21 protein-coding genes and 1 other annotated feature are annotated in these 21,079 nt (G+C 44.0%); of the genes, 15 read left to right on the forward strand and 6 right to left on the reverse strand.

Annotation, left to right across the window (positions count from 1 at the left end):
• Window positions 1–7: 7 nt before the first annotated feature.
• Window positions 8–152, forward strand: a sequence feature (ribosomal protein L20 leader region).
• Window positions 153–204: 52 nt separating this feature from the next.
• The 3 genes from infC to rplT are packed head-to-tail and all read left to right on the forward strand — an operon-like array spanning window position 205 to window position 1,356.
• On the forward strand, window positions 205–705 hold the full coding sequence (gene infC / locus ACSQ8O_RS07995) for a translation initiation factor IF-3 (RefSeq protein WP_056609101.1): 501 nt from the start codon (window positions 205–207) through the stop codon (window positions 703–705).
• A 31-nt stretch (window positions 706–736) separates the two neighbouring features.
• The gene (rpmI, locus tag ACSQ8O_RS08000; RefSeq protein WP_028553997.1) at window positions 737–940 is read left to right on the forward strand and encodes a 50S ribosomal protein L35; all 204 of its coding nucleotides are present in this window, start codon (window positions 737–739) and stop codon (window positions 938–940) included.
• A 56-nt stretch (window positions 941–996) separates the two neighbouring features.
• On the forward strand, window positions 997–1,356 hold the full coding sequence (gene rplT, locus ACSQ8O_RS08005) for a 50S ribosomal protein L20 (RefSeq protein ID WP_028553998.1): 360 nt from the start codon (window positions 997–999) through the stop codon (window positions 1,354–1,356).
• A gap of 77 nt (window positions 1,357–1,433) precedes the next feature.
• Here rplT and ACSQ8O_RS08010 read toward each other — a convergent pair whose 3' ends face one another.
• The 3 genes from ACSQ8O_RS08010 to ACSQ8O_RS08020 are packed head-to-tail and all read right to left on the reverse strand — an operon-like array spanning window position 1,434 to window position 5,357.
• On the reverse strand, window positions 1,434–2,537 hold the full coding sequence (locus ACSQ8O_RS08010; protein WP_436241135.1) for a GerAB/ArcD/ProY family transporter: 1,104 nt from the start codon (window positions 2,535–2,537) through the stop codon (window positions 1,434–1,436).
• A 36-nt stretch (window positions 2,538–2,573) separates the two neighbouring features.
• A complete protein-coding gene (locus tag ACSQ8O_RS08015) occupies window positions 2,574–3,803 on the reverse strand; it encodes a Ger(x)C family spore germination protein (RefSeq protein ID WP_436241136.1) in 1,230 nt (409 codons plus the stop codon).
• 24 nt (window positions 3,804–3,827) lie between these two features.
• Window positions 3,828–5,357 (reverse strand): spore germination protein, encoded by a 1,530-nt coding sequence (locus ACSQ8O_RS08020; RefSeq protein ID WP_436241137.1) that lies wholly within the window; start codon window positions 5,355–5,357, stop codon window positions 3,828–3,830.
• A 520-nt stretch (window positions 5,358–5,877) separates the two neighbouring features.
• Between ACSQ8O_RS08020 and ilvB the strand changes: the two genes are divergently transcribed.
• From ilvB to ACSQ8O_RS08045, 5 genes are all read left to right on the forward strand, one after another.
• Window positions 5,878–7,623, forward strand: coding sequence for a biosynthetic-type acetolactate synthase large subunit (gene ilvB / locus ACSQ8O_RS08025; protein ID WP_236291907.1), 1,746 nt, complete (start codon window positions 5,878–5,880; stop codon window positions 7,621–7,623).
• Window positions 7,620–8,108, forward strand: a complete 489-nt coding sequence (gene ilvN, locus ACSQ8O_RS08030; protein ID WP_173110574.1) for an acetolactate synthase small subunit — start codon at window positions 7,620–7,622, stop codon at window positions 8,106–8,108. Before ilvB ends, ilvN begins: the two co-directional genes overlap by 4 nt.
• Window positions 8,109–8,254: 146 nt before the next feature.
• Window positions 8,255–9,247 (forward strand): ketol-acid reductoisomerase, encoded by a 993-nt coding sequence (gene ilvC, locus ACSQ8O_RS08035; RefSeq protein WP_056609110.1) that lies wholly within the window; start codon window positions 8,255–8,257, stop codon window positions 9,245–9,247.
• 161 nt (window positions 9,248–9,408) lie between these two features.
• Window positions 9,409–10,956, forward strand: a complete 1,548-nt coding sequence (locus tag ACSQ8O_RS08040) for a 2-isopropylmalate synthase (RefSeq protein ID WP_056609112.1) — start codon at window positions 9,409–9,411, stop codon at window positions 10,954–10,956.
• A 95-nt stretch (window positions 10,957–11,051) separates the two neighbouring features.
• Window positions 11,052–12,248 (forward strand): PLP-dependent aminotransferase family protein, encoded by a 1,197-nt coding sequence (locus tag ACSQ8O_RS08045; protein WP_056609114.1) that lies wholly within the window; start codon window positions 11,052–11,054, stop codon window positions 12,246–12,248.
• Between the two features lie 196 nt (window positions 12,249–12,444).
• Here the strand turns inward: ACSQ8O_RS08045 and ACSQ8O_RS08050 are convergent, their stop codons facing one another.
• Genes ACSQ8O_RS08050 through ACSQ8O_RS08060 form a run of 3 tightly spaced genes read right to left on the reverse strand, consistent with a single transcriptional unit; the run spans window position 12,445 to window position 13,130 of the window.
• Window positions 12,445–12,666, reverse strand: coding sequence for a hypothetical protein (locus ACSQ8O_RS08050; protein ID WP_436241138.1), 222 nt, complete (start codon window positions 12,664–12,666; stop codon window positions 12,445–12,447).
• Between the two features lie 54 nt (window positions 12,667–12,720).
• A complete protein-coding gene (locus ACSQ8O_RS08055) occupies window positions 12,721–12,900 on the reverse strand; it encodes a DUF559 domain-containing protein (RefSeq protein WP_436241973.1) in 180 nt (59 codons plus the stop codon).
• On the reverse strand, window positions 12,897–13,130 hold the full coding sequence (locus ACSQ8O_RS08060) for a hypothetical protein (protein WP_436241139.1): 234 nt from the start codon (window positions 13,128–13,130) through the stop codon (window positions 12,897–12,899). Before ACSQ8O_RS08060 ends, ACSQ8O_RS08055 begins: the two co-directional genes overlap by 4 nt.
• A 218-nt stretch (window positions 13,131–13,348) precedes the next feature.
• Here ACSQ8O_RS08060 and ACSQ8O_RS08065 point away from each other — a divergent pair, with 218 nt between their 5' ends.
• The 7 genes from ACSQ8O_RS08065 (at window position 13,349) to ACSQ8O_RS08095 (ending at window position 20,970) form a co-directional block, all read left to right on the forward strand.
• Complete coding sequence (locus ACSQ8O_RS08065; protein WP_436241140.1) at window positions 13,349–14,176, forward strand: VanW family protein; 828 nt, start codon at window positions 13,349–13,351, stop codon at window positions 14,174–14,176.
• Between the two features lie 129 nt (window positions 14,177–14,305).
• Complete coding sequence (locus ACSQ8O_RS08070) at window positions 14,306–14,761, forward strand: DUF2269 family protein (RefSeq protein WP_436241141.1); 456 nt, start codon at window positions 14,306–14,308, stop codon at window positions 14,759–14,761.
• Window positions 14,762–14,972: 211 nt separating this feature from the next.
• Window positions 14,973–16,508, forward strand: coding sequence for a spore germination protein (locus ACSQ8O_RS08075; protein ID WP_436241142.1), 1,536 nt, complete (start codon window positions 14,973–14,975; stop codon window positions 16,506–16,508).
• Window positions 16,505–17,602, forward strand: coding sequence for a GerAB/ArcD/ProY family transporter (locus tag ACSQ8O_RS08080; protein WP_436241143.1), 1,098 nt, complete (start codon window positions 16,505–16,507; stop codon window positions 17,600–17,602). Before ACSQ8O_RS08075 ends, ACSQ8O_RS08080 begins: the two co-directional genes overlap by 4 nt.
• On the forward strand, window positions 17,599–18,720 hold the full coding sequence (locus ACSQ8O_RS08085; RefSeq protein WP_436241144.1) for a Ger(x)C family spore germination protein: 1,122 nt from the start codon (window positions 17,599–17,601) through the stop codon (window positions 18,718–18,720). Before ACSQ8O_RS08080 ends, ACSQ8O_RS08085 begins: the two co-directional genes overlap by 4 nt.
• Window positions 18,721–18,751: 31 nt before the next feature.
• Window positions 18,752–19,855 carry a GerAB/ArcD/ProY family transporter gene (locus ACSQ8O_RS08090; RefSeq protein ID WP_436241145.1) on the forward strand — a complete coding sequence of 368 codons (1,104 nt, stop codon included), beginning with the start codon at window positions 18,752–18,754 and terminating at the stop codon, window positions 19,853–19,855.
• On the forward strand, window positions 19,852–20,970 hold the full coding sequence (locus ACSQ8O_RS08095; protein ID WP_436241146.1) for a Ger(x)C family spore germination protein: 1,119 nt from the start codon (window positions 19,852–19,854) through the stop codon (window positions 20,968–20,970). Before ACSQ8O_RS08090 ends, ACSQ8O_RS08095 begins: the two co-directional genes overlap by 4 nt.
• Window positions 20,971–21,079: the final 109 nt, after the last annotated feature.

Here is a 21,079-nt window from a genome sequence, read left to right on the forward strand (position 1 = left end):
TATGTTTCAAGTAAAGCAGAAGCGCCCGCTTCTCACCTGACTAACACAACGTTGGCTGGTTTGAATGAATCATCATGTACATTCAATAGGTTTGTCTTAAACCTGTTATTGATGAAGATGTGGGCCCACTGTGCCCGCATCTTTTTTATATTTGGAAGAGAGTTACATACTTTATGGAGGTGGAACACGATTAGCAAAGACCATATGATTAATGACGAGATTCGTGTGAAGGAAGTACGCCTTATTGGGGCGGACGGAGAACAACTTGGTATAACACCAATTCGCGAAGCTCTTCAAATTGCACTTGACGCGAACCTTGATTTAGTAAACGTTGCACCGACGGCGAAGCCGCCTGTCTGCCGCATTATGGATTACGGCAAGTTCCGTTATGAAACACAGAAGAAAGAAAAAGAAGCACGTAAGAATCAGAAGATTGTGGATATCAAAGAAATTCGCCTGAGTGCGACGATCGATGAACATGACTTCCAAACGAAGCTTCGCAACGCAGTTAAGTTTCTTGGTGAAGGCGATAAAGTCAAAGCTAGCGTTCGTTTCCGTGGTCGTGAAATTGCGCACTCGGAGATTGGTCGCAAAGTGCTTGAGCGCCTTGCTACAGAAACTGCTGAAATCTCCTCACAGGAGCGTGCTCCTAAGCTTGAAGGAAGAAGCATGATCATGATCTTAACGCCAAAAGCGACAACTTAGGCGAGTATACTAAATTAGGAGGAACAACAACATGCCGAAAATGAAAACACACAGCAGCCTGAAAGGCCGTTTCAAAATCACTGGCACAGGCAAAGTGATGAGATACAAACAAGGTAAGAACCACTTGCTTTCTGGTAAATCATCCAAGCAAAAACGCGTATTGTCCACGAACCCAACAATGGCTCCTGGCGATGTACGTCGTTTGCAACAACAACTGTCCCTTATCAAAGGTTAATTGTAACGTAGCATAAAATTCGAACATCATTTATATATCCCAGGAGGTAGTTCACAATGGCAAGAGTCAAGGGCGGATTTATTCGCGCTCACCGTCGTAAGAAAATTTTGAAATTAGCAAAAGGTTATTTCGGTTCCAAACACCGTTTATTTAAAACAGCTAAAGAGCAAGTAATGAAGTCATTGGTATATGCATACCGTGACCGTCGTCAAACAAAACGTAACTTCCGTAGACTTTGGATTACTCGTATCAATGCAGGCGCTCGTCAAAACGGCTTGAGCTACAGCAAATTGATGCACGGCCTTAAATTGGCTGGTATCGAAGTTAACCGTAAAATCTTGGCTGACCTAGCTGTGAATGATTCCAAAGCGTTCAACGATTTGGCAACAGCTGCAAAAGCGAAAGTAAACGCGTAAGCTTAGCTTCGCGCCTAAGAGCTTGTCCCATCAGGGGGCAGGCTCTTTTTTCATCTTATGGAGAGTTACGGCAGAACTCAGATGTCTGATGTGGCCTGTGGAGCTGGAAGCTTCCGAAAGCGGATGACGATAAACATGAGTAGGGGAATGATCACCTGAAATAGCGGGTAAAGCTTCACACTAAACTTAAGTCCTAGCCAAACGTGTACCGTATAGTTGGGTTCAAGAAATGAAGTGATGAAGATAAGGCTGCCGACGATAACAAGCCAAGTAGCTTTCCGTAAGGAAGGAAAGATGTGCGCGAAGGCATAAACAGCTCCCCAGAAGAAGGTTGTCATTTTGACAAACAGGCCAAGAAAGAGCAGTAACGTGACGAGAACATCGAGGCGTTCAAATATATCGCCAACCTCAATGAGCTGGACAGCTTGCAGGAAGGGTAAGGTGCTGTTGGCAGCCAATGTAGTGCCGAGTACGGCGATGTTTATGCTATTCATCAAGATCAAGAAGAGGGAGACGATGGTATAAGCCGTAAGACTTAGCTTCTTCACCTTCTTTTGTTCGGGCAGCATATGCCAAACCATGAAGAAGATGATGGTTTGCCCGAAAGGGAAGGAGACCATGTCCGGGAAGGCTGCTCGAAGGACGGGTTTAAAGCCATCTTCTAGGGTGGGCAATAAATTATCGAAATGAATTAAACGAGCGATGCTAATGAGAAAAATAAGCAAGCCGTAACTGATTGCGACGATAGGAAGCAGAGTTTCTGTTACCCGAAATAGGGTATCTACCCCCATCATAATGGCGTATGAGGCTAACAATAGGATAATGAACATGGTGATATATTTGGGTGTAGTGTTCAGTAACGTTAAATTCGAGATTTCTCCGAAGTCACGGACATTTCTCATGGACTCATAAGCAAAATAGATCGCAAAGGAAACTCCGAGGACACTGCCGGCGACTTTGCCGAAACAGATTCGAAGGAGTCCGATAATATCCTGCTCAGGAGCTCGTCGTTGAATGGATACAAACATTAACAATAAGAAGAATCCGGCTGCTGCAGCAGCCAACATGGCAAGCCAAGAGTCCTGCTTCGCACTGCTCCCTAGTGCGAATAACGGAGTGCTCCCGATTTCGAATAGGATGATCATAACAACGAGTTGATAGTTCGTAATGCGTTCTTCCAAGACCCTCTACCTCATCCCACTGTGAACTAGAACAGATCACTCACCTGTTTCTTTGGACATTTCCATAAAAGCTTTACCGCTCATACCGATTCTTGTAATCTTCACTTTTACGTTAGTTGCTAATTCAAGTTTGGCGAAATGCTCATCCCAATCGGGTTTAACCTGTTTCCAAATATTAGGGTGGTGCTTATGTATCACATCCGCGAAATGAAAGATATCTAGATTGTTCTTAACAGCGACTTGAAAGGCATTGGTCATGAGTCGTGTGATTTCGGCACTTGCGATTCGTTCCATGGTATGCAAATCCTTAGGCTGCGTAGGGTCATTTGGACAGCCATTCTCATTCAGGGTACCACTTGTATCCACGTCAACATGCATAACCAAATGGCCATCTTCGGAGAAGATAGGCTTCAATTTGCTGTTGCTCTGATCGATACGCAGTGCTGCTTTAATATCTTTGCTTCCTTCTGTACAACCAAAGAACAAAGTCGTGTGATGAATGGTATTCCGAATCCAACTGATACCATATTCTTGTTCTGCTGTAAACCAGTCAATTAGTTTATCCTTTTTGAACACAGCCATTCTACCAAGCTTAAGCTTATTGGTGAAGGATGTTTTCTTCAGAGTGGCAATTGTCGTATTCTCACCTTCACCAGAGATCACAATTTCGGGGACAAGTGTGAAAGGGGCGTCGCTAGCAATTCCCATCATCATTTGATAAATGGAAACTTGTTGGAAATTAGATCCATTCTTAGCCTCGTTGTGAATCATGTTTTTAATGGCAGCTCCAGGCACTTTCTCCAGTGGAACAATTTGTTCCAGAATCTTGCGCCCTTCGCCACTTGTCACTAAAATGCCTACCGTTTCGCGTGAATCTGAATTGCGCAGGTAGACGTCCAGTAACTGGGAAATGCCCTCTTTAGCTGCTTTTTCACCGATGACAATCACACGATTATGTGCAAAAAAAAGAGATCTTGGCATCTCTAAACTCGATTGCTGTACAGCCCCTCGGATTGAACCGCCGCTTGTAGAGAAAACCATGACAGGTGCTTGCTGCCCAGGGCTTCCCCCTGTATTCGGGTTGGCGATAGATTGTGGAATAACCACCTGATAAGATACGGTCCACACTTTCCCGTCCCAATCGACGGCGGTCGCTGAGGTGATAGCAAGTTGGTTCAGTTCTTTGCGATCCCAACAGCCTGTTAGCAGTAAACAGCATAAACTGAGGATCATCAGACACACGTAACGGTTGAGCTTCTGATTCATGTCGATATCCTCCCAGAGCATGTCTTAGAAGCGATTTTTTCTAGGTGGAGAAGGCTTATCATAGGGCTTATTTCTTGTTGTGTTAGACCGGTTAAAGGGACGTAAACCTAATAACCAACGTGGCACTCGTAACAATGTGTCCTTGAATGAACTCACAGTGAGTGGTGCGACAGGCGTTAAATAGGGAACACCGAAAGAACGCAGCGAAGCCAGATGAATTAAGATAGCCATACAACCTGTCAAAATGCCGAATAAACCAAATGAGCCTGCCAACAACATCAGCCCGAAGCGAATTAGTCTGGCGGCAACAGCCATATTCAGTGCGGGTGTCACGAAGTTCGAAATCGCTGTAAAGGAAACGATGATAACCATGGCGGCAGAAACTAATCCTGCTTGAACAGATGCCTGCCCAAGGACAAGCGCTCCTACGATCGAAATAGCGGATCCGATGACGCGTGGCATACGTACACCAGCTTCGCGAAGTACCTCGAAGGTGACTTCCATGAGAAGCGCTTCGAGTAAGGCTGGGAAGGGAACGCCTTCGCGTTGTGCAGCCAAGGAGATGAGCAAGGTCGTTGGCAGCATTTCCTGATGAAACGTCGTAATAGCGATATAGAGGGACGGAAGCAGCATGGAGACGAAAAAGGAAATGTAGCGAATAGCTCGTATGAACGTTGCAATGTCGAAACGCTGATAGTAATCCTCACTCGATTTCAAGAAGCTGAAAAAGGTAACGGGTGCTTGTAAAACGAAAGGCGTGCCATCGACAAGGATCGCAATCTGACCTTCGAGAATACCTGCGGCTATCGCATCAGGTCGTTCAGAATTCATGATTGTAGGAAACGGGGAGTAAGTGACATCCTCGATATATTCCTCAATAAATCCGCTTTCTAGAATACTGTCCGTATCAATTCTCTCTAATCGTGATGTGGCTTCTGTGACTACCCGTTCATCGGCAATACCCTCTAAGTAGCAAATGATAACCTCGGTTTGGGTATACCGACCAATCCGCAAGGAGATAAATCGAAGATCAGGAGATCTAATTTTTCTCCGTATTAAAGAGGTGTTCGTGCGAATATCCTCCGTAAAGCTTTCCTTTGGGCCACGGACTACAGTTTGCGTTTGCGGTTCTTCAATAGCTCTCTTGTCCCACCCTGAGGTACCAGCGATGATAACCTCGTCATAGCCATCCGCAATAAGGATGGTATTTCCACCTAGGAGGGCAGCGAGGACAGCGGTTCCTTCCTTACTCAAGGTTAGTTCGCTGATCGTGATCGCCTGGCACAACAAATCGTGGAAGCAAATATCCTGCTGCCAATAGGATACATTCTCATGAGCGGTGAGGAGAGGCTTTGACACGTGTTCATTCAAAATATCATTTTGGACAAGTCCATCGATGTAAAATAAAGCCACACTATTCGTTTCTGGATATACGCCAATTTCTAATTGTCGATAGTACACGTCGGAGCTCTTGCCTAATTGAGCTTGAAGCCATTTGACGTTGTCTTGCAGCGATGTGGTCATGGGGAAAGGGACTTGCAGAGACGTTTTCATTGTAGGCCTCCTCAGAACTTTCCATAGAATTGGTATTATCTTCTCTCACTTTCCAATGTTTTATTCGATCTACCTATTGACTATTGGCTTTCAGATGCATATAATAATCTTTAATCATATTTGATATGGTGAAGCATACGAATGAATCGCTATGAAGAGGAAGAAGTAATAAGGGCACTTATGCGCAGAGAGCGTTGGACTTGCTGAAACCATCGCCTTAATCCCTTAAGTACGAAGTCACCTCGGAGCTGTTTTCCTGAAACATGTGGATTACCCGCACGTAGTAGGGAGAACCGGAAGAGCACACGTTATCGTGCTGAAGGTAATGTTCGTTCATGAACATTCCTGCTAAGGTTATGTGCTGTGAGGCATATAGCAAATTTGGGTGGTACCACGGAAGCTTAAACCCCTTTCGTCCCGTTGAACACGTTTTGTGCGTGTCCGGGATGATAGGGGTTTTTCTTATTTTCATGGCATGGTAGACGATAACACGAATTGACTTTTCGAGAGGAGGATCACAATGAATGTTCAAACTGAACCAAAACGCTCTAAAGAAGAACTAATTGAGAAGCTGACGCAGCCAGACCTGATTACAGGCTCCGAGATTTTGCTAAGAAGCTTATTGCTGGAGGGTGTGGACTGCGTCTTTGGATATCCAGGCGGCGCTGTATTGTACATCTATGATGCGATGCATGGTTTTGATGATTTCAATCACTTGTTGACTAGACATGAGCAAGGCGCGATTCACGCAGCTGACGGCTACGCTCGTTCAACTGGCAAAGTTGGCGTATGTATCGCAACTTCCGGACCGGGGGCTACGAATCTAGTCACAGGTATTGCTACAGCATATATGGATTCTGTTCCTCTAGTTGTTATCACAGGTAACGTGGCAACGAACTTCATCGGTACGGATGCTTTCCAAGAGGCTGACATTACAGGTATTACAATGCCGATTACGAAGCACAGCTACTTGGTAAGAGACGTTAATGACCTGCCGCGTATCATTCACGAAGCATTCCATATTGCGAACTCAGGACGTAAGGGCCCGGTTCTCATTGACATACCAAAGGATGTCTCCGCTCATAAAACGATATTTAAGCCTGCAAAGGATGTAAGCATTCGTGGTTACAACCCTACGGTGCAACCGAATAAGCTGCAAGTTGATAAGCTGATCAAAGCCATCGAAGAGGCTGAACGTCCGGTCATCATTGCAGGGGGCGGCGTTGTTTATGCGGATGCTTCCAATGAATTGATCGAGTTTGTTAATAAAACACAGATCCCAGTAGCCACGACTTTGCTTGGATTAAGCGGCTTCCCAAGTGCACACGAGCTATGGCTCGGTATGCCAGGGATGCACGGAACGTATACAGCGAATACAGCGATCCAGAATGCAGATCTATTGATTTCTATCGGTTCCCGTTTCGATGATCGGGTGACGATGAATTTGAATGGTTTCGCACCAAAGGTAAAAGTGATCGCTCATATCGACGTAGATCCAGCTGAAATCGGCAAGAACGTGAAAACGGATATCCCATGCGTTGGTGATGTGAAGGCCGTTCTGGAGTATGCGAATACGAAAGCGAAGCCTGCGAATAACGCAGCATGGATCGCTGAGCTGCAAGAAAGCAAAGAGAAGTTCCCGTTGAAATACGGTGAAACTGAAACTGAGCTTAAACCGCAGTACGTTATTGAAATGATCAGCGAAACAACGAAAGGTGAAGCGATCATTACAACGGACGTTGGTCAGCATCAAATGTGGGCTGCGCAGTTCTATAAATTCAAAAACCCTCGTTCCCTAGTAACATCAGGTGGACTTGGAACGATGGGCTTCGGATTCCCTTCGGCGATCGGCGCTCAAATGGGGAACCCGGATAAACTAGTTGTTTCCATCAATGGAGACGGCGGCGTTCAGATGTGTGCGCAAGAGCTTGCGATCTGTGCGATCAACAACATTCCGGTTAAAGTTGTTATTATCAACAACCAAGTGCTTGGAATGGTTCGCCAATGGCAAGAGATCATTTATGAAAATCGCTATAGTCACATTGACTTGGCAGGAAGCCCTGATTTCGTGAAGCTTGCAGAAGCTTACGGCGTAAAAGGCTTGCGCGCAACGACGAAAGAAGAAGCAAGAAGAGCATGGCAGGAAGCCCTCGATACACCGGGGCCTGTCGTTATTGATTTCGTCGTACCGAAGGGTGAGAACGTGTTCCCAATGGTCAAAGCCGGCGATACAATTAGTGACATGTTAATGGGGGATTCGGAATGACAACTAAACATACAGTTTCCGTACTCGTAAACAATCAGCCTGGTGTCCTGCAACGTGTTTCTGGTTTGTTCGGACGCCGCGGCTTTAATATCGAAAGCATCACCGTAGGAGAGTCCGAGGAAAACGGACTTTCCCGGATGGTTATCGTAACCACAGGTGACGACAACACGTTGGAGCAAATTTCCAAACAATTGTACAAGTTGATTGACGTTATCAAAGTTATTGATTTGAGCTCCAATCCAATGGTAGCTAGAGAACTCGCACTTATTAAAGTAAATGCTGAACCGATTATGCGTCCTGAAATTCTAGGAATTGTTGAAACGTTCCGCGCGGCAGTTGTCGATATCGGTCCTGCTTCATTGATCGTGCAAGTTGTTGGAGATTCAGATAAAATAGATGCTATGGTCGAATTGCTTCGTCCTTATGGCATTCGTGAGCTTTCCCGTACGGGCGTTACTGCGATGATTCGCGGTTCGGTTAAATAAATTTTTACTAAGAAAAACCAAGTGTTCTACCAGCAAGAACTTCTCCTTGAGTGGGGGTTTCAGCGAAGTACCACGGTAAATCGTTGAAACACCCACTCAAGGGGTAGACAAAACGGATTCATTATATCAAAGGAGGATTTATTCGAATGGCAGTTACTACTTACTATGAAAAAGATGCAGACTTAGCGGTACTTAAAGGTAAAACGATTGCGGTTGTTGGTTATGGTTCCCAAGGGCACGCACAAGCACAAAACTTGCGTGACAGTGGGTTGAACGTTATTATCGGACTTCGTGAAGGCCGTTCATGGAACGCAGCTAAAAACGATGGTTTCGAAGTTGTATCTGTAGAAGAAGCAGCACGTCGCGCTGATGTTATCCAAATTCTTATGCCGGATGAAACACAAGCTCGCGTTTACCGTGAGTCCATTCAACCGAACATGAAAAAAGGCGCAGCTATCATGTTCTCCCACGGATTTAACATCCATTTCGGACAAATCGTTGCTCCTGAAGGTACAGATGTATTCTTGGTAGCTCCTAAATCCCCTGGTCACATGGTACGTCGTACGTACGTTGAAGGCTTTGGTGTACCTGGCTTGATCGCAATCGAGAAAGATGCGACTGGCAATGCAAAAGCAATCGGTCTTGCTTATGCAAAAGGTATCGGCTGTACGCGTGCAGGCGTTATCGAAACTTCTTTCCGTGAAGAAACAGAAACTGATTTGTTCGGTGAGCAAGCTGTTCTATGTGGCGGTGCTTCTGAGCTAGTTAAAGCTGGTTTCGAAACATTGGTTGAAGCTGGTTATGCACCAGAAATGGCTTACTTCGAGTGCTTACACGAATTGAAATTGATTGTTGATATGATGTACGAAGGTGGACTTGCTTCCATGCGTAGTTCCATCTCCAACACAGCTGAGTACGGTGACTATGTAACAGGTCCTCGTATCATCACAGCTGAAACGAAAAAAGCGATGAAAGAAGTTCTTTCCGACATCCAACAAGGTAAATTCGCTCGCGACTTCATCTTGGAAAACCAATCCAACTTCGCATTCATGAACGCAACGCGTCGTAACGAAGCTCAACACCCAATCGAGGTTGTTGGCGGACAATTGCGCGAAATGATGCACTGGATCAAAAAATAATCTTTGGTATTATTGAATCTTATAGGCTGTACATTCCACAGGGAGTGATTGAGGAGAATTTCCCAATTGCTCCCTGTGAATACTATAACGACTTGAAAAAAATAGCTTAACAAATGCTTACGAAGCAAGTTTTCTGTCGAAAACTTTTAGGAGGTGACATGGTGCGTAAAATTTACATTTTTGATACAACCCTTCGTGATGGTGAGCAGTCACCAGGTGTGAACTTGAACACTCAGGAGAAGGTTGAGATCGCCTTGCAGCTAGAGAAGCTTGGTGTGGATCGTATGGAGGCTGGTTTTCCTGCGGCATCCCCAGGGGACTTGGCTGGTGTGAATGCGGTCGCTAGAGCGATTAAGAACGCTTCTGTTATCGGCTTGTCCCGTGCAAGAGAGAATGATATCGAGGCTGTGCGTGAAGCCCTTCAAGGTGCACAAGATCCATGCATTCATCTATTCCTTGCTACGTCTCCAATTCACCGTCAGCATAAGCTGCGGATGGAGAAGCACCAAGTGCTGGAAACAGCTGAAGCAGCGATTAAATATGCGAAGAAGTATTTCAGCAAAATCGAGTTCTCACTCGAAGATGCTGGACGTACGGAGCTGGACTTTATCGCTGAAGTAACAAGTATGGCGATTCGCGCTGGCGCTTCTGTCGTGAATATTCCAGATACAGTCGGTTATATGACACCGTATGACTACGGGAATATTTTCAAAATGCTGAAAGAGACAGTCCCAGGCATTGAAAAAATTCAATTGAGCGCGCATTGCCATGACGACTTAGGCATGGCAACTGCGAACGCGCTCGCTGCTGTTCTGAATGGTGCCGATCAAATCGAAGGCACCATCAATGGCATTGGCGAGCGCGCAGGGAACACCTCGATCGAAGAGGTCGTCATGGCGCTGGAAACACGCCAAGACTTCTACCAAGCGAAGACTTCGCTTGTGCTGAACGAGATCTACCGCACCAGCCGTCTAGTTAGCAAGCTGACTGGCATGGTGGTTCCTGGCAACAAGGCGATCGTTGGCGCTAACGCCTTCGCGCATGAGTCAGGCATCCATCAAGATGGCATGCTCAAAGAGAAAACAACGTACGAGATTATGTCTCCGGAAACGATCGGCGTGAAGGAAAGTAAGCTCGTGATGGGCAAACACTCCGGACGTCACGCGTTCCGTGAGAAGCTTATTGACCTTGGCTACGAGCTCAGCGACGAGCAAGTGAATGTGGCTTTTGCCAAGTTTAAGGATTTGGCAGATCGCAAGAAACAGGTAGAAGATGAAGATATTCGTGCTTTGATCGAAGAAAAATTGATCGAGACACCGGAAATTTTCGCACTTGGCACGCTTCAAGTTGCCTACGGCAACCAAATGACGCCAACGGCTACGGTTCATGTTCGCTTCCAAGATGGCAGCGAAGTGGCTGAAAGCGCGGTAGGAAACGGTTCGGTTGACGCGATTTATAACGCAATTGATAAAGCAACGAAGGAAAACGTTGAGCTTGACGACTATTCCATCAAATCCGTTTCCCACGGGAAAGATGCGCTTGGTGAAGTTCATGTTGTTCTGAAACAGGACACAATTTCCGTTCAAGGGCGCGGTATTTCTACGGACATTCTGGAAGCAAGCGCGAAGGCATACCTAGACGCTGTGAATAGACTGATTGAGAAACGCAAAAACCCAACAAGTAACAGAAGCAATGTTACGTTAATATAATAATCTCTTAGCTTTCATGGCAACCCGGATAAGCACCTCACCTCCAAGATTCGAGGAGGGGTGCTTTCTACAAATGCGAAAGGATGCGTCCCTGTATGAAATATCGATTTTCTAAATCGTTGGAAGGCTTCTCATCGTCAGCAGTAAGAGAAATTCTTAAGTTGACTCAAGGGAGCTCGATTATTTCCTTTGCTGGCGGATTGCCTGCTGAAGAGTTTTTCCCATTAGACGCGGTTAGCGAAGCGTTCACAAGAGTTGTTGGCGGCGGTAAGTCTGCGCTGCAGTACGGGTTAACAGAGGGCTACAAGCCTTTGCGCGAATCCTTATGTAAGCGGATGGCAGCGAAGAACATGCTGGTTACACCAGACGAGATGCTGTTGACGACAGGTTCGCAGCAAGCGATTGACCTTTTGACACGCGTATATATTGATGAAGGCGATGTCATTCTCGTTGAAAGTCCAACGTATTTGGCCGCGATCCAAGTGTTCCAAGCCAAAGGCGCAAAGATCTACTCCGTTGACAGCGATAGCGATGGCATGATTCTTGATGATTTGGCAGCCAAAATTGCGAAGCATAATCCCAAAATGGTCTACGTCATTCCAACCTTCTCGAACCCTGCGGGTCGTGCATGGAGCTTGGAACGTCGTCAAGGCTTGCTGGATATTTGCCGCGGCGCGGATGTACTCATTCTGGAAGATGACCCATACGGGGAAATCCAGTTTGACGAGAGCGAAAGTTATCCGACTGTCTACTCATTAGGTGGAAAAGCTGAGGGTGGAAACGTTGTTTATACGAGCACCTTCTCCAAAACCGTTGCTCCTGCTTTCCGTACAGGTTGGGTGATGGGCGACGAGTCGCTAATTCGTCAAGTTGCACGCTTCAAGCAATCCGCAGATCTGCACTCCAGTACAATTGATCAACAAACGCTGTATCACTTGCTTGAGCATTTTGATCTGGACGCGCACATTTCCTTAATCCGTGAACAGTATCTGGATCGGATGAAGTTCATGTCAGGACTTCTCAAGGAGCTGAACTGGCCTGGTCTGAAATGGGAAGAGCCAAAGGGCGGCATGTTCATTTGGGTGGAGCTTCCTGAGCAAATTAACGCAGCGGATTTGTTGAAAATCGCCGTCAAAGAAGGCGTTGCCTTTGTACCCGGTGCTACGTTCTACGCGGAGAATCCACAGTACAATACGATGCGCCTGAACTACACGCATACAGATAAAGAAACTACCGTTCTGGGCATGAAAAAGCTCGCAAAAGCGATGGAATCGTATTTGCAAAACGCATAAAAGAGATGCAGCACCCAAGGCCGTTGGCTTTGGGTGCTTTTTTGTGGCGCAGCGTGGCGGCTGCGCCGGGAGTGAAAGGAGGCAATAGCGGCCCTTTTGGGCGCTATTGCAGTGATCGCGGCGCCGGAGGGCGCAGATAAGGCCCGAAAAGGGCCTTAAAGCGCAGCGCGGAGGCTGCGCCAGGTTCCGTCACTCCTCACCGAACCATCTGGGCAGCAACTGACGGGTGCAAGCGATAGTATCTTATCCGTTGCTGCCCTTCAACCGCGTGGACGAGAAGCTGCTTCTCTTGCATCTGGTGGAGGATGTTTCTTGATTTCTTAATTCCGAATTGAAAATGTTCAGATGCATGACGAGGAGTGATCGCTTTTCCATGCGAGAGGGCTAGTCGGCAAATCGTTTGCTCAATGATACGCAATTCCCCATATTGTTCTTGCTCCCCATGATGTTCGCTGAAATACTTCCCAATAAATTACAGGATAATTTGCTCACACATTCGAGGACGATTCTTCACATCATCATAGGAAAAACGCAATACTTTCCATCCATCGATCATCAGATGATTTTGACGTATGAGTCCATCAGAAAATTGAGTGCGACTGATCTCACTGACATGTGTGGCGTACCCATCAATTTCGATAGCAAGTTTCAGGCTTGTCGTATGAAGGTAAAATCAATATAACGAGTCCCATCGCGGAAATCCTTGACCTCAAACTCTGGCTGCAAATATTGAAACTCACCTAACGCTCGCCACCGCACTTGTTTCAGAAATAATCGCTCAGCATGACCATGCCCATCTACTAATCTTCGCAATCGTTCGCCTTTGCGTTTCCTAGCGTGCTCCTGCATGAATGCCTCATAAGATGTATCGAATACTGACAAATCCAATCTCGCCCCTTTTTAAGAAAATAAAAAAGCCGCTCTCTAGCATCAGCAAAGGCTGAACTTGAGAAGCGGCGTGTACTTCACTACCATTTTTTAACACTTTACCACAGGTGTGATGGAGTGATCAAGCTAGGAGACGGTTTTGGGACCGTTGACTTGGGATTATTTTGAAATTAAGATAGGGGAGAGGATATGAGAAAGGGGATTTTTACCGTATGAGTAAACCCTTAAAACCGATCCACCGAAGTCGTACAAGGATTTATCTAGGGATCAAAGCATATCGTTTGAAACGATATTTGGCCTGGTTATTCGATGACAAAAAGTACGCCACTCATAAACAGAGCGCCATCCTCCCTCAACTAGCGTTTACGCACAGTACCCCTCTTCTAAGACAGTTGAAGGATGTAGATATGTGGCTTCAGCACAATAAAGTAATCAATTTGAAAATTGCTGCGAAGCAGTTGAATGGTGTGATCATCCAGCCTGGTGAGACCTTTTCCTATTGGCGCTTAATTGGCAGCACACCTCGTAGGAAGGGGTATGTCGATGGCATGGTGCTCTTTCACGGAAAGGTGAAGACAGGTGTTGGCGGCGGTTTATGCCAGCTTTCGAATTTGATCTATTGGATGACGCTGCATACGCCGCTTACGGTAACGGAAAGGTATCGTCACAGCTATGATGTATTTCCAGATGCGGGGAGATCTCAGCCTTTTGGGAGCGGGGCAACGTGTTATTATAATTACTTGGATTTGCAAATTCGGAACGAGACACAAGAACCGTATCAGCTGACGATCCATGTTTCGGATACCCATTTAGTTGGTGAATGGCGCGCACTTAGTCCCAATCTTCATAGCTACGAAATTTATGAGAAGAGCCACAGAATTACAAGAGAATACTGGGGTGGATATGTCCGGCATAATCAAATTCACCGGAAGGTGATGAATCGAGAAGGGCAGCTCGTTAGGGATGAATGGGTGACGGATAACCATGCCATTATGATGTACGAACCTTTGCTGACAGCTGGAGATGGCGATAATAATTGATGAAATTTTAATCGGGTATATGGTAAAAATATACACTAATGGTGTCGGCACACATAGAAAATTCTCTCTCCAGATTGTATGTTATAAACTGTGTTGTTTATATATTACAAATCGTGAGGTGAATTTGGCATGAAGGTTCTTGTACTTATTCATGTGTTGTCTGCCATTATCGGGGTTGGTCCAACGTTTTTTGCCCATGTGTTGCTAAGAAAAAAACAAACGCTAGAAGAATTGCGGATGTCCTTGAGCGTCGGAAGTCGGTTAGAGATCTTTCCGAAAATCGGAGGTACGCTTGCCGTGCTAACTGGATTGTTGTTGATTTGGTTAGGCGACTACGGATCTATCATGCAAATTTGGTTGATCGGCTCGCTTGTGGCTTATGTAATCATTCAAGTTCTTGCCATCGGCTTTGCAACGCCCAATCAAAAAAAACTCGGAGGCTGGGTGCTGGATCCTTCGAACCAGAAGGCGACTACACTCCCTGGTGAGCAGCTGCTGCTATGGACCAAGGCACGTAACTATTTCTATGCGGCATCTACCGTAGGTGTCATTTTGTTCATTTTCATGATCATCAAACCAAGCTAAGTTCAAGCGATGGGCATTTAGTTTGAAGAATCTCGCGAAGGCGATGGAATCGCATTTGCAAAACGAATTAAGATTGGTAACCAACACTCAGAGGCATGGCTCTGGGTGTTTTTTCATGATCAAATTTGGAATGAATCACCAACTGGGGAATAATTTTACCTAAAAGTGGGAAAATATGCTGTACATGTTATAGAGGAATGGTGGTGCAAAGATGGTATCGATTCGGAGATGGTTAAAAGGAATGAATTCAGATCCAAGTAAGCAATCATCCGTTCCTCTACATCAAACGATTACAGGAGTCATTGAAAATGACCTTACTACCTTGCAAACATTTTTTACATTTGCTCCAGATCTTGTTACACGTCGGTTTCAATTAAGAACGGGGGACAATGCCGTTCTTGTCTATTTGGAAGGGCTCATTGATAAATCAGCGATCAATAATAACGTCTTATATCCGCTTATGTATGAACTCGAGTCGATTGACGATATTTGGAACTCTTCCATTACGATTGCAAAAACAGAAATGATCACCTTATGGGCAGATGGTGAAAGCGCGATTTTTGAAGGTAAAAGCGTCCTAATTATTGAGGGGCAGAAGCGTTCACTTATTTTACATACACAAGGCTGGCCTCAAAGAGCAATTAAAGAGCCGCAAATCGAATCGACACTAAAGGGATCGCATCAAGGGTTTGTCGAGACTTCAGGGCAGAATATTGCTATGATCAGGCGCTATCTTCCTAATCGCGAACTTAAAATAAAAGAATATAGCATCGGTTCTCGTGGGAATACGAAAGTGTCTATCATGTATCTCGAAGATGTAACACAACCTAATATTGTGAAGGAAATGGAAGATCGATTATCACAAATTAATGTGGATGCCATTTTGAATACGGGAGAATTAGCGGAGTATATTGAAGATCATCCAATAAGTTTGTTTCCGCAGTTAATTATGACGGAACGTCCCGATGCGGCTGCAGCCCATATTTTGCAAGGAAGAATAGTTCTCGTTGTCGACCACTCCCCCAGCGTAATCGTGGCTCCTGTAACCTTTTCGGCGTTCTTTCAAAGTGTTGATGATTACAGCAATCGTTGGCTCATAGCCACTTTCCTGCGTTTATTGCGCTTTCTAGCCTTAATTACAACAATCTCTTTATCGGCGATATATATAGCCATCGTTTCGTTTCATTATGAAGTACTTCCTTTAGCCCTGTTGATATCGATTGGGGAATCCAGAGCAAAGGTACCTTTTCCTCCAATTGTTGAAGCGTTTCTTATGGAACTGGCCTTAGAGATGTTAAGGGAAGCAGGTTTGCGTCTACCGGGCCCTATCGGACAAACAATAGGTGTTGTCGGGGGTATTGTCATCGGTCAGGCGGCCGTGCAAGCGGGAATTGTGAGTAATATTATGGTTATCATTGTTGCTATCACGGCAATTTCCTCCTTTATTATTCCTGATTATGATATGTCTTCCTCGCTGCGGTTGCTTCGTTTTCCAATGATGCTTCTGGCCGCTGTGTTCGGTATGGTGGGAATTGTAATTGGATTGATGATTATAGGTGCTCTACTTATTTCAATGGAATCGTTTGGTATCTCCTATGGAAGTCCAATTGCTCCGATCCGACTGTCTGATTGGAAAGACGTATGGATTCGACTCCCGATGTGGAAAATGAAAAAACGCCCAGTCTCGACCAATCCAACTCAACTTATAAGACAGGGGGCAAACAGAGAAGGTGAAGATCAAGTATGAAATATGCGTTTAATCAAATTTCTTTGTACCAATACATTTTAATCATATTTGAAACTCAAGTTGGGATCGGTGTCCTGTCTCTTCCTCGCGATTTGGCCAAAACCGGGGGTTCGGATGGGTGGATATCCATTGTACTGGGGTGGATTTTATCCATCCTAGTAAGTTTAGTTGTCATTCAAGTCATGAATAAGAACCCCGAATCCACCATATTTGAACTTTTAACTCAATACTTTGGCAAGTGGGTGGGGAAAGGTTTATCTGTTTTTTGGATTCTGTATGCGGCCTATGCGGCAAGCGTGGTCATGTTTTCAACAGTCTATCTCGTAAAGTTATGGATCGTACCTGGTATGCGGGAAGTTATCTTGATGCTTCTGTTTATCATTCCCATCTATATCATCACGAAGCATGGAATTAGGGTGATCGGACTCTTTGCTGAATTCGTTCTCCTTATCTCCTTGTGGATGCCTTTTTTATTGTTGTATGCCTTAAAAGATACTCATTGGTTGTTTCTTCTTCCAATCGGTAAAGATGGCCTGTACCCCATTCTCTCCACCGTAAAATCAACAATTCTTTCTTTCCTTGGTTTTGAAATGGCTTTTATCCTATACCCGTTTCTAAAAGATAAAAAATCCGCGTCCAAAGGAATAGTGATTGCGAACTCTTTATCCATGATGATATTCGTTATGGTAACCGTAATCAGTTTTGTTAGATTTTCTCCAGATGAGATCAATGATTACGTCTATCCTACGCTCAATTTACTGAAGCTCATTCAACTGCCATTTTTAGAGAGGTTGGAAATCATCTTTCTTTGCGTTTATTTATTTACGCTGTTTATGACGATCATTCCCTACTTGTATGCAGCTGTTCTTGGTGCAAGTCAATTATTCGGTAAGCAGGATCATCGAACTATGTTACGAGTTGTCATGTGCCTCTGGTTCATCTTACCCTTCTTCTTTCTTCCTTCTGGTTCCCAAATAAATGATATGGGCAAATCGTGGGGGATGGCAGGTACTTATTTCGCTTATGTGCTTCCCATTATACTGTGGATCTATGGATGGCTGTTTCATCCCGCTAGAAAGGAACAAAAGCAATGAAGACACGGTGGGGCATTCTTGTAACGTGGGCAGCCTTATTATGTTGTTTAACAGGGTGTGGTAAGGAAGTATATATCGAAAATCAACGGTTTATGGTTGCTGAGGGTATCGATTTTGATGAAGATAAGAAATTGGTCATCTACACAGCCAGTCCTGTCTTCAGTAGAGAAGCAAAGGATAGATATAAAATCACTTCGACAACTGCGGATACGATGCGTATTGGTAAGAAACAACTCGAGTCGCAAATAAACGGCAGTTTTGGGCCTGGCAAGTTGCAAAGTATGCTTATAGGAAAAAACCTGCTGCAGCAAACCAATGTATTACCCTACTTAGATGTCTTCTTTCGCGATCCTAAAAATGAAATTAATGCCAATATGATTGTGGTTGATGGGCCTGTTAAGGAGGTTATGTATGCAGATATGCGTGATAAAGGCCAATTGGGTAGCGTGATCAAACTAATGATTGAAAGTACATATAAAGGCAGAATTTCAGTACTGACAACCCTTCAGAAATTCCATCAACAACTGATGGATAATACAATAACGCCAAGTATAACTGAAATGAGAGTAGAGAAGGATGATCTTGTTATTTCAGGGACCACCCTTTTACATAAAGATGGTACCTATGCAACTTCTTTGAATATTCAAGAAAGTTCGTTATTGCTATTATTGCAGCGAAATACGAATAATCCCATACCGCTAACTTTTCACCTTCCTCCTGAAATATTTCATTCGGAAGAAGAAATGTCTTATGTGAGTTTCAATATTAACAAAGTAAAGGTTAACTTTAAGTCAAAATTTGAAGAAAATCATCTTACAATCGATATCCGGATGAAGGTTCAGATTGATTTAATGGAACGCATGTTTACTGTAGACATGGAGAAACAGAGCAAACAGCTGGAACAAGCGGTTGAAGATGAACTAAAAAAAGAGTGCCAGGCTGTAATCAAAAAAGCTCAAAAGCATGAAGTGGACCCCTTTGGTTTTGGGATTTATGTGAGAGCGCACGATTATAAAAACTGGAAGAAGGTAGAGGATAATTGGGTAGAAACACTATCTGATGCAACTGTTAATGTTTCTCCTAAAGTTTCCATCAAAAGTACCGGTGTTTCCGAATAAAGAAAAGCCAACGAAAAGGAGAAGATTAACCATGAACAAATATTCGTTCAATCAAATCTCCTTGATCCAATATATCCTTATTATTTTTGAAGCCCAAGTCGGGATTGGGGTCCTATCCCTGCCAAGCGATTTAGCTAAGAGGGCAGGTACCGACGGATGGATATCAATTATATTAGGCTGGATGGTGTCTACGCTGCTAAGCTTAGTCGTCATTCGAATTATGAAGAAGAATCCCGAGCATACCCTATTCGAAATTTTAACTACATACTTTGGTAAGTGGGTGGGTAAAGGCTTAACGGTAGTATGGATTCTGGTTGTCGTAGGTGGAGTAAGTAACGTTATGTTTTCAACGATTCATATCATGAAAATATGGATTGTTCAGGATACACGGAACGTCATCTTAATGATCCTTTTTACCATACCCATCTATATCATTACGAAGCATGGGATAAGGATGATTGGACTCTTCGCTGAGCTTGTTTTATTTATCACTTTGTGGTTACCTTTCTTATTGCTATTTGCACTAAAAGATATCCAATGGATGTACCTTTTTCCAATAGGGAAAGTTGGCGTGTATCCCATTCTGTCTGCCGTAAAATCAACTATTTATTCTTTCCTTGGATTTGAACTTGCTTTCATTCTTTATCCTTTTCTTAAGGACAAGAAATCAGCTTCCAAAGGAATTGTGATTGCCAACTCATTAACAATGATTGTGTATCTAGTAACGACAATCGTCTGTTTTATTAGATTCTCTCAGACTGAGGTCGCAGATTACGTTTACCCCATGCTTAATTTATTGAAGGTGATCCAATTGCCTTTTATAGAACGGCTGGAGATCATCTGCCTGAGCTTTTATTTGTTTATGATATTTATGACGATAATTCCGTATCTCTACGCGGCCACTCTCGGAATTAGTCAATTATTAGGTAAGCAAGATCATCGAAATGGCTTACGCATACTCCTATTCCTATGGGTCTTATCGTCATTCTTCTTTATCCCAACTTCTTCCCAAATCACTCAAATGGGCCAAGCCTGGGGGATAATAGGGATATATAGTGCTTACGTATTACCAATTTTTCTTTGGATGTATGGGTGGATTTTCCATTACTTCATGAGAAAGGAAGCGAAATCATGAAGAAATTCAAACCTATTTCGTTGACATTGGTCGTTTTAATGATAGTATCTGGGTGCGGTAAAGCCGTCTATATAGAGAATCAACAGTTTGTTCTTACAGAGGCAATTGATTTTGATGAGAATAATAAGCTTGTCGTGTACACGTCAACTCCTGTTTTCACGAAAGAAGCCAAGGATCGATATAAAATCACATTCGCAAGGTCTAATACGATGCGCAAATCAAAAGGGCAAATTAACAGTAAGACCAGCGGCATCCTGGCTTACGGAAAATCTCAAAATGTTCTCATAGGAAAAAAACTGCTGCAGCAAAGAAACCCATATCCCTATTTAGATGTTCTCTTCCGTGATTCTCGCAATGAGATTAATGCGAATGTGATTGTGGTTGAAGGGACAGTTAAAGATGTGATGTATACGAACATGAGTGATAAAGGCCGAATTGCCACCGTGATCAAAGATCTTGTAGTAAGCACTTATAAGAGCAGAGTCACCGTGCAAACCTCACTACAACAATTTCATCAACAAATAAAGGATAAAGGAATGACGCCTGCTTTAACTGAAATGAAACCTGTGAAAAATGAACTCATCATATCAGGTACTGTTCTTTTACATAAAGACGGTACTTTCGCGACCTCTTTGAATCATCAAGAGAGTTCTCTGCTTATTTTATTGCAGGGTAATACGAAAAATAGCATTCCGTTAACGTTTCAACTTTCTCCTGAATTGTTCCATACGAACAAAGAAATGTCCTATGTGAGCTTTAATATCAAAAAAGGAAAGCCTAAGATCAAGGCGAAATTCGAAGATGATCATTTGACGATAGATATTGAGATGAAGGTAAAGATCGATTTGACGGAGAGGCTGTTTGAACTAGACGTAGAGGAGAAGAAAAAACAGTTAGAACAAGCCATTGAAAAAAAGTTGAAAGAAGAATGCGCGGCTCTAATCAAGAAAGCTCAAAAATATCAAACAGATCCCTTTCAATTTGGCGTCCATGTACGTGCATATCACTATAAAAACTGGAAGAAGGTAGAGGATAATTGGGGAAAAGCGTTATCTGAAGCAACAGTAAATGTTTCACCTGAAGTGAGCATCAAAAGTATTGGGGTATTAGAATAGTAATTGAACTATGTTAATAGGTGAAACCTATAAATGCGATAGCTTTTATATCTAAAGAGGAGAGTCTGCTTATGGTACAATGAGGTCAGGATATAACGATAGGAAACTA

The sequence above is a fragment of the Paenibacillus sp. LjRoot56 genome (assembly GCF_964253335.1).
Taxonomy (GTDB): Bacteria; Bacillota; Bacilli; order Paenibacillales; family NBRC-103111; genus Paenibacillus_E; species Paenibacillus_E allorhizoplanae.

Coding starts and splice junctions, on each gene's coding strand:
- rplT (WP_028553998.1), top strand. CDS start 997: ATGGCAAGAGTCAAGGGCGGATTTATTCGCGCTCACCGTCGTAAGAAA.
- ACSQ8O_RS08015 (WP_436241136.1), bottom strand. CDS start 3,803: ATGAATCAGAAGCTCAACCGTTACGTGTGTCTGATGATCCTCAGTTTA.
- infC (WP_056609101.1), top strand. CDS start 205: ATGATTAATGACGAGATTCGTGTGAAGGAAGTACGCCTTATTGGGGCG.
- ACSQ8O_RS08085 (WP_436241144.1), top strand. CDS start 17,599: ATGAAGACACGGTGGGGCATTCTTGTAACGTGGGCAGCCTTATTATGT.
- ilvC (WP_056609110.1), top strand. CDS start 8,255: ATGGCAGTTACTACTTACTATGAAAAAGATGCAGACTTAGCGGTACTT.
- ACSQ8O_RS08020 (WP_436241137.1), bottom strand. CDS start 5,357: ATGAAAACGTCTCTGCAAGTCCCTTTCCCCATGACCACATCGCTGCAA.
- ACSQ8O_RS08090 (WP_436241145.1), top strand. CDS start 18,752: ATGAACAAATATTCGTTCAATCAAATCTCCTTGATCCAATATATCCTT.
- ACSQ8O_RS08095 (WP_436241146.1), top strand. CDS start 19,852: ATGAAGAAATTCAAACCTATTTCGTTGACATTGGTCGTTTTAATGATA.
- ACSQ8O_RS08065 (WP_436241140.1), top strand. CDS start 13,349: ATGAGTAAACCCTTAAAACCGATCCACCGAAGTCGTACAAGGATTTAT.
- ACSQ8O_RS08080 (WP_436241143.1), top strand. CDS start 16,505: ATGAAATATGCGTTTAATCAAATTTCTTTGTACCAATACATTTTAATC.
- rpmI (WP_028553997.1), top strand. CDS start 737: ATGCCGAAAATGAAAACACACAGCAGCCTGAAAGGCCGTTTCAAAATC.
- ilvB (WP_236291907.1), top strand. CDS start 5,878: ATGAATGTTCAAACTGAACCAAAACGCTCTAAAGAAGAACTAATTGAG.
- ACSQ8O_RS08045 (WP_056609114.1), top strand. CDS start 11,052: ATGAAATATCGATTTTCTAAATCGTTGGAAGGCTTCTCATCGTCAGCA.
- ilvN (WP_173110574.1), top strand. CDS start 7,620: ATGACAACTAAACATACAGTTTCCGTACTCGTAAACAATCAGCCTGGT.
- ACSQ8O_RS08075 (WP_436241142.1), top strand. CDS start 14,973: ATGGTATCGATTCGGAGATGGTTAAAAGGAATGAATTCAGATCCAAGT.
- ACSQ8O_RS08070 (WP_436241141.1), top strand. CDS start 14,306: ATGAAGGTTCTTGTACTTATTCATGTGTTGTCTGCCATTATCGGGGTT.